Here is a 14,216-nt window from a genome sequence, read left to right on the forward strand (position 1 = left end):
AGATGCGAGTGCTCGTAACGGGAGGAACGGGCTTTCTCGGACGTCATATCGTGTGGCGACTGAACGCTTCGGGCCATAGCGTCGTCTTCACCGGGCGAAATCCGAAGCACGCGGCCGATGTGCTGGCCGGCATGGAGCGGCACGACCTCGAAACTCGTTTCGTCATGCTCGAGCACGGCGACCCGAAGAGCGCGACATTGCTGGCCGAATCGGCAGCCGATGCGGATGCGGTCATCCACTGTGCCGCGCTGTCGTCGCCTTGGGGCCGGCGCGAAGCGTTCGAGCGCGCCAATGTTGCGTCTACGAGCGAGGTTGTCGGCGCATGCGAAGCCCGGCGCATCCCCCGTCTCGTTCATATCTCCACGCCGAGCCTCTACTTCGATTTTCGTGATCGCCTGGGCATTCGGGAGGAGGAGCCGCTGCCGCCGCCTGTCAACGAGTATGCGAGAACCAAGGGAATCGCGGAAGACCTCGTCGCGCGCGCGCAGAGCGATTCCGTTATCGTGCTGCGCCCGCGAGCGATCTTCGGTCCATGGGATGCCACGCTGCTGCCGCGCATCTTCCGTGTCGCCAAGGTATCGCGATTGCCGCTGATGAGAGGCGGCAACGCATTGATCGATCTGACCTATGTCGACAACGTCGTCGATGCCGTCATGCTGGCGCTCGGAGCCGATATCGAACGCGCCGTCGTGAATATCAGCAACGGCGAACCGATGACAGTGCGCGACATGTTCGCGAAGCTCGGGCGAGCCTTCGGACTGGAGCTCCGCGTGCGCCCCGTTCCCTATCCGCTCGTCGATGCGATAGCCGCGCTTCTCGAACGGGCCGCGCGGCTCCGGCCGGACTGGGAGCCCCCGATCACGCGTTATTCGGCGGGACTGCTGGCGTTTTCGCAAACGCTCGATCTGACGCGTGCGCGCATATTGCTCGGCTACGTGCCACGCGTCCCGCTCGACGTCGGCATTGCGCGCACGGCCGCGTGGTTCGCCGCTGCCGCGCACCGAAAGAACGATCGATGAGCGCGGAGATCGGTTTTCGCCTCCTCAAGGTCGGACATTGCTCGCATCCCGAGTGCATCGCTCAACGAGGCGGACGATTCGCCGCCGTTCCGTTTCCCGCGTTAGCGTGCCTGCTGATTCATCCGCGTCACGGCCCGATGCTGTTCGATACGGGGTACAGCGATGCCTTTTTTACCGCGACGAAACGCTTTCCGGAGCATCTCTACCGTCTCGTCACGCCAGTGTCGCTCAACCCTGGCGAATCGCTGGCAACGCAGCTCGGGCTTCACGGCTTTACGCCGGACGATATCAAGCATTTGTTCGTCTCACATCTGCATGCGGACCATATTGCGGGAATCGGCGACTATCCGCGGGCAAAGATCTTCGTCATGAGAGCCGAAGTCGAAGCCATGCGCCGGGCGTCGCGCATCGGCGGGTTGCGGCGCGGCTATCTTCGTATGCTGCTTCCCGATCGGTTCGACATGACGTTGACCTATGTGGACGATTGCCCGCGAGTCGTATTGCCCGATTCGATGCGGCCATTCAGATACGGCTTCGATCTGCTCGGTGACGGGAGTCTGACCGGCGTGCCATTGCCCGGTCATACGGCGGGCCAACTCGGGCTGCTTTTTAAAACCACCGAAGCACGCACCGTTTTTCTCGTCGCGGACGCGTGCTGGTCGCTCGATGCGCTCAGGCGCGACCGCGCGCCGACGTGGATCGCGTCGCAGCTTTTTGCCGACAAGCGGGAATATCTCTCGACATTCGCCGGCCTTCGGCAGGTCCTCGCCCGACAAGAGAGCCTCATGATGGTGCCATCCCACTGCGAATCGACATGGAAACAACTGAGCGATGAAACCCGCTGAGTTCCTGTGCACGGTACGGGCGTTCATCCGCACGCGGTATGGCTTGCGATTCCCCAATCGCGCTTCGCTAGACCGATGGCAACGCCGTCGGCTCGATGCGTTCCTCTCGACGACCTTGGAAAAGGCGCCCTTCTATCGAGAGGCGTGCGTCAGCGAGTTGACATCGCTGCCCATCGTCCAGAAGCAAACGATGCTCGAACACTTCTCCGGGTTCAACACGCGCGGCATCGAACTCGAAAACGCCCTAGCGGCGGCGCGCGCCGCCGAAACCGGGCAACCACCGCCGACCGGCTTCGATCCGTCGCTCACGGCAGGATTGTCGAGCGGCACCCAAGGACGCCCCGGCGTCTTCCTCGCGAGCGCCGACGAGCGCGCGACATGGGCAGGCATCCTGCTCGCGCGGACGCTGGACCGCGATCTGCTCGGATGCCTCGTGCGAAGAATGACACCTTTGCGTGTCGCGCTTTTCCTGCGTGCGAACAGCGCGCTTTACACGACGCTGAAAAGTCGGTTCATCGACTTCCGATTTTTCGATTTGCAATCGGGTGCGCATACCCATGCGGGGGCATTGGCGAAATTCGATCCGGACGTCCTCGTCGCGCCGGCCAGCGTTCTGGCCTGGCTCGCAAGCGAGTCGCTCGACGGCCGCTTGCCGCTGCAGCCGCGCAAACTCATCTCCGTCGCGGAGGTTCTCGAGCCCGACGACGAGCGGCGAATCCGCGCAGCTTATGGCAAGCCGGTGCACCAGTTATACCAGTGCACGGAAGGTTTCCTCGCTTACACATGCGAGCACGGATCGTTGCATCTCAACGAAGAGTTCGTCCATATCGAGGCCGAATGGCTTGACGAGACTCGGACGCGGTTCGTCCCGATCATCACGGACTTCACGCGGCGAACGCAGATGATCGTCCGCTATCGTCTCGACGACATCTTGCGATTGCGGAGCGAGCCATGCCGATGCGGGCGTGTCACGCGCGCGCTGGCGGCCATCGATGGCCGCGTCGATGATGTGCTCTGGCTCCCCTCGTCGTCCACGGGGCGCCTGATGCCCCTCTTTCCCGATGCCGTTCGGCATGCGATCGCACGACACGCCGATTGCGTCGTCGATTACACTCTCGCGCAGCACAATGTAACCCTGCATCTGGCGGTAGAAGGTGAAGAAGCCGCGTTCGCATCGGTGCGCCGGGCGATCGACGAATTGATCGTCATGCAGGGCATGACGCCGCCCGCCTGGCGGCGCGCGACCCTCGAAGCACGCGCGAACGCCGCCAAGCGCAGACGGATCGTTTGCGTCACGCGACCATCGGCGAGTCAATTCGACAGCATGCATTCGACATAGAAACGCCATGACGCGCAACGTTCTGATACTCGGAGGGCGAGCACCGGTCGCGCTGGATCACGCGCGTCGCTTCGCACATCAAGGCTGGACCGTCACGGTCGCGGACAGCATTTCCTGCTCGACCAGCGGTGCTTCCCGGGCCGTGAAGACGACGCTGCGCATCGCGTCGCCCCGTCACGAGCCGGCGCGATTCGCCGCAGATCTTGCGCGCGCCTGCAGCAGCCATGCCATCGAGCTGGTCGTGCCCACCTGCGAGGAAGTCTTTTTCGTCTCGCGCTATCGACAAAGCTTGCCGCAAGAGGTGCGCGTACTCGCGGACGATTTCGACAAGTTGCGCGATATCCATAGCAAGTGGCGCTTCCTTTCGCTCGCGCAAGGGTGCGGCGTCGAAGTCCCGTGGTCATCGACGGTGACATCGATCGGCGAGGCGCGTGCCTGGGCCGGGACGAGACCCGTCGTATTGAAGCCGGAGTTCTCGCGATTCGGCGTTCACGTGCGGCTCTATCGGAATGGAATTCCGGACGATGCGCCCGAGCTCGCGCCACTGGGCCGATGGGTCGCTCAGAGGTATCAGACCGGCACCGAGTACTGCTCGTACAGCGTCGCGGACAAAGGGCGGGCTCGTCGCTCACAGTCTTTATCGCCCCACTTGGCGGATGCAAACGAGTTCGAGCTTTTATTTCGAACCGGCCAGCATCGAAGCGATCCGTGGCTTCGTCGCATCGTTCGCGAGAAAACTCGATTTCACGGGTCAATTGTCGTTCGACTGGATCCAGCATGTCGACGGCAAATTAAGCGTGCTCGAATGCAACCCGCGTGCCTCGGAGTTCGATGGTCTGGTCTGGGTGCGGCTCGATGGCGAAGGCCCGAAGGAAATGCAATCGAATTCGCTGCCCGCGTTCATGCATCGTTCCGCGGCACAGGCACAGCGTTTCGTCTGGCAATCGACGTGGAAGGGTCGCGCAATCGATGCGCTCGAAAATTTTCTCGATGCGCAACATACCCATTTCGTGCACCGGGGTCTGGTGCGCAGCCCCCGTCACCGCCGCACGGCCGAGGCGACAGTCTCCCGTTCGGCGGGCTCGCTGAAAGTCGACTATCACGGCCATGCCGATCAGAGCGGTCTGCTCTATCGGCTATTCGAATCGCCTCGCGAAGTCGAGCGCGCCTATTTCGATGCGGCCGCCGCGGGCACCGCGCAACTGGAATATCGATACCGCAACGGCAGCGCGTTGTATTTCACCCTTCACTTCTCCCCGATCGGCGAATCGCTGACGCGCGTTCACGGAACGCTGCATGTCGAGAACAGATGGGCGCCGCGCTGGGGTATCAGCCTTTTCGCGTGGCCGTTTTTGCGTCGCGTTCTGCGACAAGACCAAGCGATCGTCGAAGCGCAGGCAACGAACCGTCAACGCTTTCGACGCGAGGAAGTGATATCGACCGAACTCGACCTCGTCAGGCCTGCGCTCGACGCGGTGTGGACCTCCCGCACCTCCCACCTCATCGACGAGCACGAGTGCGTACGAAAAGTGCGAATGCTGCTGTGAGGAAGCGACGAGCTTCGTCCATTGCGCGCCAGCGCTAAGTCAGACCCAGATCTCGCGACCGGAGCCGCCAGTCATCGATTAGCGACAAGACCGGAATCCCACGAAAATGTCATTGCGGTGCGGCAGATAGAAATTTCGATAGCGAGGATGGCGCATCCGATCGCGCGTGGCGAACGACGCGCCGCGTGCGCTGCGATGCGTATGAAACCAAGGTTCCGAATATGCGTCGTACGGATCCGCCGAAAAGCCCGCATACGGCTCGAAGCTATCGGCCATCCATTCCCAGACGGACTCGCCCCAATCGATGGCTCCACTGCAGGCGGCATACTCCCATTCCGCTTCGGTGGGCAGACGTCGGCCGCGCCAGCGGCAAAAGGCTTCCGCTTCGTACGCGTTGACGTGGCAGACCGGAAGCGAAAGCGGAAGCGGCTCCCATTGCCCGAACCAACGATGCTCCCAATGCCCGGTACCGTCGCCTTCCGATTCGCGCCATCGCAGCGGCCTCTTGAGCCCAGTGTCTTTCAGCCACGCCTTGCCGTCTTCGGACCACCAGCGCTCGTCGCGATAGCCGTTCGCCTCGACGAACTCGGCGAATTCGGCGTTGCTCACGCATTGACGATCGATATGCGCCGGCGCAATTTCGACGGGATGCCGCCATTTCTCGTTATCGAAAACGAACCCTTCCTCGCTCGCGCCGCCCATCTCGAACACCCCGCCGCCGATGGCGACCTCGCGCGTGCCCGCGCCGCCGTCATCGTCGAGCGTCGCCAATGCGAGAGATTTATGCGGTGAATAATCGAGCGTCTGCCGCATATAGGTCAGGGCTTCCGCGTGCATGTCCTCGTGGTAGAGAGCAAGCCGAAAATAATAGAGCGCCTCGTCCGTCTCCGCGGCCGCGGCGAGCGCGGCTCGCACACGCTCGAGCACCGTATCCGCATACTCGAGAACCTCCGCCCGCGACGGAAGGTCCAGGTGCCAGCGGTCGCGGTGCGCCACGCGCATCGAGTCGTACCAACGGTCGGCATGGTCGAGTATGGACGGACGGGTGGCCGCAAACCGGCCATCCGGGTCGCGCCGGGGATCGCGCAGTACCCAATGTTCCGTGAACCAGGCAATATGCGCATACTCCCATAGTGGCGGGTTGATGCCGCGGTCGTAGGGAACCTGCAGCTGCGCAGGCGTAAGATCCTGCAAGACGGCCCAGGTCGACCGGTGAGCGTCGACGAACGCCGCGTCCAGTTGCGATTTGTTCAAGTTCCTTGCCGCGATGCCATCGACTCGTAAGGTCATGAGTTCTCCAGTCGCCGAAGTCGCTATCGTCAGCCCGGCGTTGCGCGGTGCCAACAACGGCAACTGGCAGACGGCGCACCGATGGTCGAAGTTTCTCAGCACTGCTTATCGAATTTCACTCACGGCGGAATGGCCGCCGACCGAGCACGCTCACAAGCAGCCACCCGACTGTCTGATCGCCTTGCATGCGCGGCGCTCGGCCCCCTCCATCGCCGCGTTCGCCGAGGCCTGCCCGGATCGTCCGCTCGTCGTCGTGCTGACAGGCACCGATCTTTACCGCGACATTCGCTCCGACGAATCGGCCCGCCGCTCGCTCGATCTTGCCACGCACCTCGTCGTGCTGCAGGAAGAAGGCTTGGCCGAGCTTGCCGCGCCTCATCGAGTCAAGTGCCGCGTCATCTATCAGTCCGCGCCCGCGCCGAAGACGCACCCAGCAGCCGCGCGCAAAGGCCGGACTTTCGACGTCGTCATGGTGGGGCATATGCGCGCCGAAAAAGACCCGCTGACGCCCATGCGTGCGCTTGACTGCCTGCCCGACGATTCGTCCGTGCGGCTGATTCACATCGGCCGCGCGCTCGCCGACGAGTATCGGCTCGCGGCCGAGGCATTGCAAGCGCGGGCCTGGCCCGGGACGCCGCGATACGTCTGGCTCGCCGAGCAGCTCCACGGCGCGACGCTACGGCATATCGCCGCCGCGCGGGCGCTGGTCGTCGCGAGCGTCATGGAAGGCGGCGCCAACGTGATCATCGAGGCCGTGAATGCAGGCGTGCCCGTCCTCGCGAGCCGCATTCCAGGCAACGTCGGCATGCTTGGCCGCGATTACAGCGGGTACTTCACGTTGGGCGATCACGAAGAACTGGCGCGCCTGCTCGATCGAGCGAGCCGCGATCGAGCGTTTCTGACGGAGCTGGAGCGACAATGTGCCGAGCGAGCGCCCTTATTCGCGCCGGAGAGGGAGCAAGCGGCAGTCGTCAAGCTCGTCGATGATGCGCTGTCCGCCGTGACGCCCCATTGAAGAACTTTGGCAACGGACACTAAATCAGTTATCGTAATCGGCCCCCCGAGGGGGGGCGGGCAACCGATCAATCGAGGATATAAAGGATGAAGACGAAAGCAGCCGTCGCATGGAAGGCGGGCGCTCCGCTGACGATCGAGGAAGTGGAGCTCGAAGGCCCGCGCGCCGGGGAAGTGCTGATCGAGGTCAAGGCAACGGGCATTTGCCACACCGACTACTACACGCTATCGGGCGCTGATCCGGAAGGCCTCTTCCCAGCGATTCTCGGCCACGAAGGCGCGGGCATCGTCGTCGATATCGGGCCGGGCGTCGGCACGCTGAAAAAAGGCGACCACGTCATTCCGCTCTACACGCCCGAGTGCCGCCAGTGCAAGTTCTGCCTCTCGCGCAAGACGAACCTCTGTCAGGCGATCCGCGCGACTCAGGGTAAAGGCCTGATGCCCGATGCGACTTCGCGCTTCTCGCTCGACGGCAAACCGCTCTTCCATTACATGGGCACGTCGACGTTCTCGAACTACATCGTCGTGCCCGAGATCGCGGTCGCGAAGATCCGCGAGGATGCCCCGTTCGACAAGGTCTGCTATATCGGCTGCGGCGTCACCACGGGCGTGGGCGCCGTCGTCTACTCGGCGAAGGTCGAGGCCGGCTCGAACGTCGTCGTCTTCGGCCTCGGCGGCATCGGGCTCAACGTGATCCAAGGCGCGAAGATGGTCGGCGCGGACAAGATCATCGGCGTCGACATCAACCCTAAGCGCGTCGAGCTTGCGAAGAAGTTCGGCATGACGCATTTCATCAATCCGAACGAGGTCGACAACATCGTCGACCATATCGTTCAGCTGACCGATGGCGGCGCGGACTACTCGTTCGAATGCATCGGCAACACAAAGGTGATGCGCCAGGCGCTCGAGTGCACGCACAAGGGCTGGGGCCAGTCGTTCATCATCGGCGTGGCGGCGGCCGGCGAAGAGATCAGCACGCGGCCGTTCCAGCTCGTGACGGGCCGGCAATGGAAAGGCTCGGCATTCGGCGGCGCGCGCGGCCGCACCGATGTGCCGAAGATCGTCGACTGGTACATGGAAGGCAAAATCAACATCGACGACCTCATCACGCACACGCTGCCGCTCGAGAAGATCAACGAAGGGTTCGACCTCATGAAGCAAGGGGAATCGATCCGTTCCGTGGTGCTCTATTGAATCTGGCGAAGGAGGCGAGCGATGTTGGATCTGGTTGAGGAACATGCCTGCCATGGCGGCGTGCAGCGGATGTACCGGCACAATTCGGCGGCGATCGGCCTGCCGATGCGCTTTTCGGTATTCCTGCCGCCGCAGGCTAGCGCAGGACGCGTGCCCGGATTGTTCTACCTGGCGGGTCTCACGTGCACCGATGAGACGTTTCCGATCAAGGCCGGCGCGCAACGCTTCGCCGCCGAGCTCGGGCTCGCGCTCATTTCGCCGGACACGAGCCCGCGCGGCGCCGGCGTGCCGGGCGAAACGGATTCGTGGGATTTCGGGGTGGGCGCCGGCTTCTATGTCGATGCGACCCAGGCGCCGTGGTCGAAGCACTATCGGATGTACACGTACGTGCGCGACGAACTGCGCGACGCGGTCAGGTCGAACCTGCCCATCGACGGAGCACGGCTCGGCATCTTCGGCCACTCGATGGGTGGACACGGGGCGCTGATGCTCGCGCTGCGCAATCCTGACCTCTATCGATCGGTATCGGCGTTCGCGCCGATCGCCGCGCCGATGCGCTGCCCCTGGGGCGAAAAGGCGTTCAGCGGCTATCTCGGCGCCGACCGCGAAGCATGGAAAGCGTACGACGCGAGCGAGCTCGTCGCGCACGCGTCGCGGCGCTTCGATGAAGGGATTCTCGTCGATCAGGGGCTGGCGGATCCGTTTCTCGAACGCGAGCTCTATCCGGACGTGTTCGAAGCAGCCTGCCGGGCAGCGGGACAGCCGCTCACGCTGCGTCGTCACGAGGGCTACGATCACGGGTATTTCTTCATCCAGACGTTCATCGCGGATCACATCGTGCATCATGCGCGCGTGCTGCGAGGGTAATTCGCTCGAACGTTCAGCGGCAGTCGCTCAGGACTGCAGATAAGGACTGGCCCTGACGTTAGCCGAGCAGAACAGGCGGAATTCGACGGGCTGGGAGGGCGGGGCTTCGTCGACCACGCGGCACGCGTGCAGAACGTGCTGCAGGGCCGATATCACCTGCCCGTCCGGGTCCTGATCGATCGCGATATCCATGAGGCCGGCCTCGATGTAGTCGCGATGCCGGTCGAGCATTTCATGCCCGACCCACACCACCTTTCCCGCGCCGCCGAATCCGCGCAGCGCCGCTTCGATCCCCGCTGAGCCGTAGCCTGTGTTGTAGATCGCGACGAGCCCTCCGCGCTTGAGCGCGGCGCTCACCGCTCGATAGCATTGGTCATCCTCATCGCGCGTCTCGGAGGGCTCGACCTCGCAAGTGAGGTGCGCGAAGCGCTCGGCGAGCTCCATGCGGCACCCTTCGATGCGATCGATATGGGCCCGATAGTCCATACGCGCCGGCAGCAACAAGACCCTGCCCGGCTGCTTGGCGAGACGCCCCACGAAGTACCCGGCGGTGCGGCCGGCGCGCAGGTTGTCGATACCCGCATAGTGGGCCCGGTCGATACCCGCGATATCGGTCACCATCGTGACGACCGCTTCGCCTTGCCCGATTGCCGCCGCCAGCGCGTCGCGCACACGCGGCGTATCGCGCGCGGTCACGACGAGTGCCGCGCGCCGGTAGCGCGAGCGGCCGACGATCTCCGGAATTCGCTCTTCATCCTCGCCCGACATCGGCACGACGTGCACGACGACTCGCTTGTCGAGCATCTGGACAGAGCGCTGTAGCGCCTGACGCAGGCGGGCAAAAAACGGCGCATTGCTATCGGGCACGAGCACGTCGATATGGATCAGGCCGTGATGCGTGTCGGGCAAAAGGCGCGGCAACGCGAGCTTTCGCGCGGCCGCGACGACGCGTTCGCGCGTCTTGGGCGACACGCTGCCGCGCTCGTTCAACACGCGATCGACCGTGGTCGTGCTGACCCCGGCAAGCTCGGCAATCTCGACGAAACGTGCGGTCCGCTTTCTCCATTTGGCCTGACCTGCTTCCGACACCGCTTCTCCTCCGCTGATGCTGTGATCTGGGGCCGAAGTCGTACCGTAGAGCTTTGGCGAAATCTCGTCAATCTTCGGGTTGAGCGACAAGCGCTTCTCGCCTAACTTGATCACACGTTCGGACAGCAAGAACACGCACTTCAAACAAATCAAGGAGACACGGGTGCCTGATACGGAGACTCGCTCGCGCACGGCTTCCTCCGCGTCGCGATACGCGGCCTACCGGCTCATCGGCGGGGCCGGCGAACGCGCGCGAGCCGCCGGCCTCGTCAACGCCGAGTGGTACAAGTGCGCCGTTCCGCGTCCTCTCATGAAGCAGTTGATGCAACGCAGCGATGCGGCCGCGATACGCGACACGGTGATCTGGTATGCGGCCATCGTCTTCAGTGGCGTGCTGGCGTGGTTCGCGTGGCATGCCCATTCGCTTTGGGCGATTCCGGCATTCTTCCTCTACGGCACGCTGTATTGCAGTCCCGCCGATTCACGCTGGCACGAGTGCGGGCACGGTACCGCGTTCAAGACGAGGTGGATGAACGACGCGCTCTATCAAGTCGCCTCGTTTCAGATTTTTCGTCGCGCAACGGTCTGGCGCTGGAGTCATGCGCGCCATCATACGGACACGCTCGTCGTGGGCCGCGATCCGGAGATCGCATCGCCTCGGCCAACCGACTGGCTCGGGATTGCGCTCAACGCCGTGGCGCTGAAGCACGTTTCGAACGAGTTGCCGAAGATGCTGGCCGCCGCATTCGGTCGAATAGACGACGAGGCCCGGACCTACGTGCCTGAGTCGGAATGGCCGAAAGTCATCCGGGAAGCGCGAATCACCGTTGCGATCCATGCCGCAGTCATCGCCGCGTGCGTCTACTTCCGTACCTTTCTTCCGCTCCTTTATATCGGGTTGCCGAGCCTCTACGGCGCCTGGCTCTATCTGTACTTCGGCCTGACCCAGCATGCCGGCATGCCCGAAAACGTGCTCGATCATCGCCTCAACTGCAGGACGGTGATGATGAATCCGCTGTTCCGGTTTCTCTACTGGAACATGAACTATCACGTCGAACATCATATGTTTCCGATGGTTCCTTTCCACGCACTGCCGCGGTTGCACGAGGTGGTGAAAGCAGACATGCCCCCGCGCTATGGCAGCACGATCGCGGCCTACGCCGAAATCATTCCGGCGCTGATCCGGCAGACGCGGGATCCTTCATACCACGTAACACGACCGGTGCCAGGCGCCCCGCGCACTGCCGGGCAGGCCTGAAGCGACGACATCACCTGGGCCGAAAGCTCGGGGAGGAGATGAAACATGACGCAGTGGATCGACGCGGCGGCGTTGGGCGACATCGAAGACGAGGATGTCATGCGCTTTGATCATGCGGGCCGCACGTATGCCATTTATCGAGTCGACGGCGACGTCTACGCCAGCGACGGACTTTGCACACATGAGCACGCGCACCTGAGCGACGGATTCGTGATGGGGCACGTGATCGAATGCCCGAAGCACAACGGCCGTTTCGACCTGCGCGACGGCCGCCCGCTCTGCGCGCCGGTGTGCGAGAAGCTCAAGACCTACCCGGCGAAGGTCGAGGGCGGACGAATTCTCATCGAGGTCTGACGTCATGGATTCGGGCCGGCCCGGAGCTTCGTCAGATAAATGGGGTTTGCACGTATGCGCAGGGCATAGCTGTGGGCGCCGGAAGTACGTCGCAAATAGCGAGGTAAAGCTCAAAGGTCTTCTCGTATAAGGGCAAACGCGCAATCCCTCGGCGGCGCCGGCGCCAGTCGTCACTATGCAAATCGCCTATATTGGATTTACGACTATCGTCGTCGGAGATCCAATATGGCTACCTCGCAACCCGGGGGTGCGCCCCTTTCCGATGACGACGCCCGGCGTCAATTGCGCCGCGCCGTCATCGCCAGCACCGTCGGCACCACCATTGAGTGGTATGACTTTTTCCTCTACAGCACGGTCACCGGCCTCATTTTCGCGAAGCTCTATTTTCCGAAATCGGACCCGCTCGTCGGGACATTGGAGGCATTTCTGATCTATGCCGTCGGCTTCGTGGCACGGCCGGTCGGAGCGGCGATCTTCGGACACTACGGCGATCGCATCGGCCGCAAGGCCACGCTGATCGTCACGCTGCTGTTGATGGGCCTCGCCACCTTCGCCGTGGCGTTCGTCCCGACTTACGCCTCCATCGGCATCTGGGGCGCCGTCATCCTCACGGCTTTGCGCTTTATTCAGGGTGTCGGCGTCGGCGGCGAATGGGGCGGCTCGGTATTGATGTCGATGGAATGGACGCGGACCAGCGCGCATCGCGGCTTCGCCGCCTCCTGGCCTCAGTTCGGCGTGCCGGCGGGACTGTTTCTGGCCAATCTCGCCGTCCTCGTTGTCAGTACGATTTCGGGAAAAAGCTTCGTCACCTGGGGCTGGAGAGTGCCGTTCATTCTCAGCATCGTGCTCGTCGCCATAGGCCTTTACATACGGCTGAATATTCTCGAAACGCCGGTCTTCAGGCGGCTGCTGGCTGAGCAGCGCATCGAGAAGACACCGATGCTCGAGGTCTTGCGGCGCCAACCAAGGGATGTGCTCCTCTCGGCCTTCGCTCGCATGGCCGAGCAGGCGCCCTTCTATATCTATACGGCCTTTGTCTTCACGTACGGCATCTCGACGCTTGGTGCATCGCGCAATCTGCTGCTGACCGCGGTATTGACCGCCTCGGTCGTGGAGTTTTTCACGATACCGTTTTTCGGTCATGCGTCCGATGTGATCGGGCGGCGCCGCATGTACATGATCGGCGCGGCCGCTGTCGGCATATTCGGCTTCATCTACTTCGCGCTGATGGGAACGAAAAGCCCCGGCTGGATCTTCCTCGCCATCGTGTTGTCGCTCGTACCGCACTCGATGATGTACGGTCCGCAAGCGGCGCTGATCGCTGAGTCGTTCACGGGGCGCCTGAGGTACAGCGGGGCGTCGATGGGTTATCAACTCGCCTCGGTCATCGCGGGCGGCCCGGCGCCGCTCATCGCCACCGCGATTTTCGCTTACTCGCATTCGGGTTACGCGATCGCGGGTTATATCCTCATCTGCGCGATATTCAGTCTGGTCGCAGCTTGGCTGATGGGGGACTACACGAACAAGGATATCTCCGGCGATTACGATCAGTTGCATCGGATGCACCGGAGAGGTCACATCCGGCATGCCGGGTGATCTTTGGAAGTCAGCCCGCTATCCCCGTGGTCGATCGAGGGCTGGTATGCCGGCCCTCCACCTTGACGGTGACCTTCGGCCAGCCGGGGGGAGCGAGCGCCATCGCGCCTCGTCTACCCTCGGTCATGCCGAAAATCCTCTACGCCTCGGAAATCAGCACCGTCATTCACGCGGTTTAGATTGCCAAAGTACGACTGAATATCGCTGGCTGCCCCCCTGGTCCATGCGGAATTTGATGGTTTCAATCGGATCTGGAAGCACCAGCGGGAAATGGTGTGCCTCGTAATTCTCCACAAGAGTCGCCAAAATCTCGAGATGATCGCCCTCGGGCGTTCCCGGTGCCGGGTCGGCATCCACAAGGGCCGATAGCACCTTGAGCGCCTCGTTGTAGTCCTGCTCGGTATGCAGCGGTCGCACATCCATCGTCTTCACCCTAGCTCCACGGTCTCTGCGTCGATTTTGCCGTAATCCGCATGCCTGCCGACGAACTCGATATGGACGACACCTGGCGTCCCGAGATCCGTCGCGTCTCACGGACTGGCGGATGCGCTAATGACTGCACGCGACCGAGGCTGTGTGAAAACACGAGCTAGGCGCTCAGCCCGAATTTGAGTTCGATGATGGGATCGGTAGAGGCCAATAGTGTGGCGACCTGTTCGGCCGCACTCGGGTCGAGCCCAAGATGCTCGTAGCCGAGGTATGCAACCGTATCCTCGGGCGACCAAGGGCCCAGCGAGGTCACGTAATCAGCGATCTCGTCTTGGATCTGTCGCCACGATTCATATCGGCGGCGCGACAGAAGAA

At 62.8% G+C, this 14,216-nt stretch carries 12 protein-coding genes and 1 pseudogene; 10 read left to right on the top strand and 3 right to left on the bottom strand.

The genetic code is table 11. The annotated features are described in order from the left end of the window. Positions 1-2: 2 nt before the first annotated feature. The 4 genes from B0G57_RS23420 to B0G57_RS23435 all read left to right on the top strand — a co-directional run bounded on the left by B0G57_RS23420 (position 3) and on the right by B0G57_RS23435 (position 4,750). Positions 3-1,019, top strand: coding sequence for an NAD-dependent epimerase/dehydratase family protein (locus B0G57_RS23420; protein WP_018442227.1), 1,017 nt, complete (start codon positions 3-5; stop codon positions 1,017-1,019). Beyond that, a complete protein-coding gene (locus B0G57_RS23425; RefSeq protein WP_018442228.1) occupies positions 1,016-1,864 on the top strand; it encodes an MBL fold metallo-hydrolase in 849 nt (282 codons plus the stop codon). The genes B0G57_RS23420 and B0G57_RS23425 overlap by 4 nt, the downstream gene beginning before the upstream one ends. Continuing rightward, positions 1,851-3,203 (top strand): F390 synthetase-related protein, encoded by a 1,353-nt coding sequence (locus B0G57_RS23430; RefSeq protein WP_018442229.1) that lies wholly within the window; start codon positions 1,851-1,853, stop codon positions 3,201-3,203. Before B0G57_RS23425 ends, B0G57_RS23430 begins: the two co-directional genes overlap by 14 nt. Before the next feature lie 656 nt (positions 3,204-3,859). Beyond that, positions 3,860-4,750: a hypothetical protein gene (locus B0G57_RS23435; protein WP_018442230.1), complete on the top strand. Its 891-nt coding sequence runs from the start codon at positions 3,860-3,862 to the stop codon at positions 4,748-4,750. A gap of 78 nt (positions 4,751-4,828) precedes the next feature. On the opposite strand, the gene senA is transcribed toward B0G57_RS23435, so the two are convergent. After that, on the bottom strand, positions 4,829-6,040 hold the full coding sequence (gene senA / locus B0G57_RS23440) for a selenoneine synthase SenA (protein WP_018442231.1): 1,212 nt from the start codon (positions 6,038-6,040) through the stop codon (positions 4,829-4,831). Between senA and senB the strand changes: the two genes are divergently transcribed. The 3 genes from senB to fghA all read left to right on the top strand — a co-directional run bounded on the left by senB (position 6,039) and on the right by fghA (position 9,115). After that, positions 6,039-7,055: a selenoneine biosynthesis selenosugar synthase SenB gene (senB, locus tag B0G57_RS23445; RefSeq protein WP_018442232.1), complete on the top strand. Its 1,017-nt coding sequence runs from the start codon at positions 6,039-6,041 to the stop codon at positions 7,053-7,055. The genes senA and senB overlap by 2 nt on opposite strands. A gap of 86 nt (positions 7,056-7,141) precedes the next feature. Beyond that, entirely contained in the window at positions 7,142-8,248 is a 1,107-nt protein-coding gene (locus B0G57_RS23450) for an S-(hydroxymethyl)glutathione dehydrogenase/class III alcohol dehydrogenase (RefSeq protein WP_018442233.1), read from the top strand. A gap of 21 nt (positions 8,249-8,269) precedes the next feature. Further along, the gene (gene fghA / locus B0G57_RS23455) at positions 8,270-9,115 is read left to right on the top strand and encodes an S-formylglutathione hydrolase (protein ID WP_018442234.1); all 846 of its coding nucleotides are present in this window, start codon (positions 8,270-8,272) and stop codon (positions 9,113-9,115) included. Positions 9,116-9,142: 27 nt separating this feature from the next. Here fghA and B0G57_RS23460 read toward each other — a convergent pair whose 3' ends face one another. Next, positions 9,143-10,204 carry a LacI family DNA-binding transcriptional regulator gene (locus B0G57_RS23460; RefSeq protein ID WP_026229962.1) on the bottom strand — a complete coding sequence of 354 codons (1,062 nt, stop codon included), beginning with the start codon at positions 10,202-10,204 and terminating at the stop codon, positions 9,143-9,145. Positions 10,205-10,367: 163 nt separating this feature from the next. Here B0G57_RS23460 and B0G57_RS23465 point away from each other — a divergent pair, with 163 nt between their 5' ends. From B0G57_RS23465 to B0G57_RS23475, 3 genes are all read left to right on the top strand, one after another. Continuing rightward, positions 10,368-11,462: a fatty acid desaturase family protein gene (locus tag B0G57_RS23465; RefSeq protein WP_035469095.1), complete on the top strand. Its 1,095-nt coding sequence runs from the start codon at positions 10,368-10,370 to the stop codon at positions 11,460-11,462. Between the two features lie 45 nt (positions 11,463-11,507). Beyond that, positions 11,508-11,816, top strand: a complete 309-nt coding sequence (locus tag B0G57_RS23470; RefSeq protein WP_018442237.1) for a non-heme iron oxygenase ferredoxin subunit — start codon at positions 11,508-11,510, stop codon at positions 11,814-11,816. 225 nt (positions 11,817-12,041) lie between these two features. Beyond that, on the top strand, positions 12,042-13,412 hold the full coding sequence (locus B0G57_RS23475; protein WP_018442238.1) for an MFS transporter: 1,371 nt from the start codon (positions 12,042-12,044) through the stop codon (positions 13,410-13,412). A gap of 167 nt (positions 13,413-13,579) precedes the next feature. On the opposite strand, the pseudogene B0G57_RS23480 reads toward B0G57_RS23475, so the two are convergent. Continuing rightward, positions 13,580-13,835, bottom strand: a pseudogene (locus B0G57_RS23480) (helix-turn-helix domain-containing protein); the annotation flags it as partial. Positions 13,836-14,216 lie beyond the last annotated feature (381 nt).

Origin of the sequence: Trinickia symbiotica (assembly GCF_002934455.1) — a bacterium.
GTDB lineage: Bacteria > Pseudomonadota > Gammaproteobacteria > Burkholderiales > Burkholderiaceae > Trinickia > Trinickia symbiotica.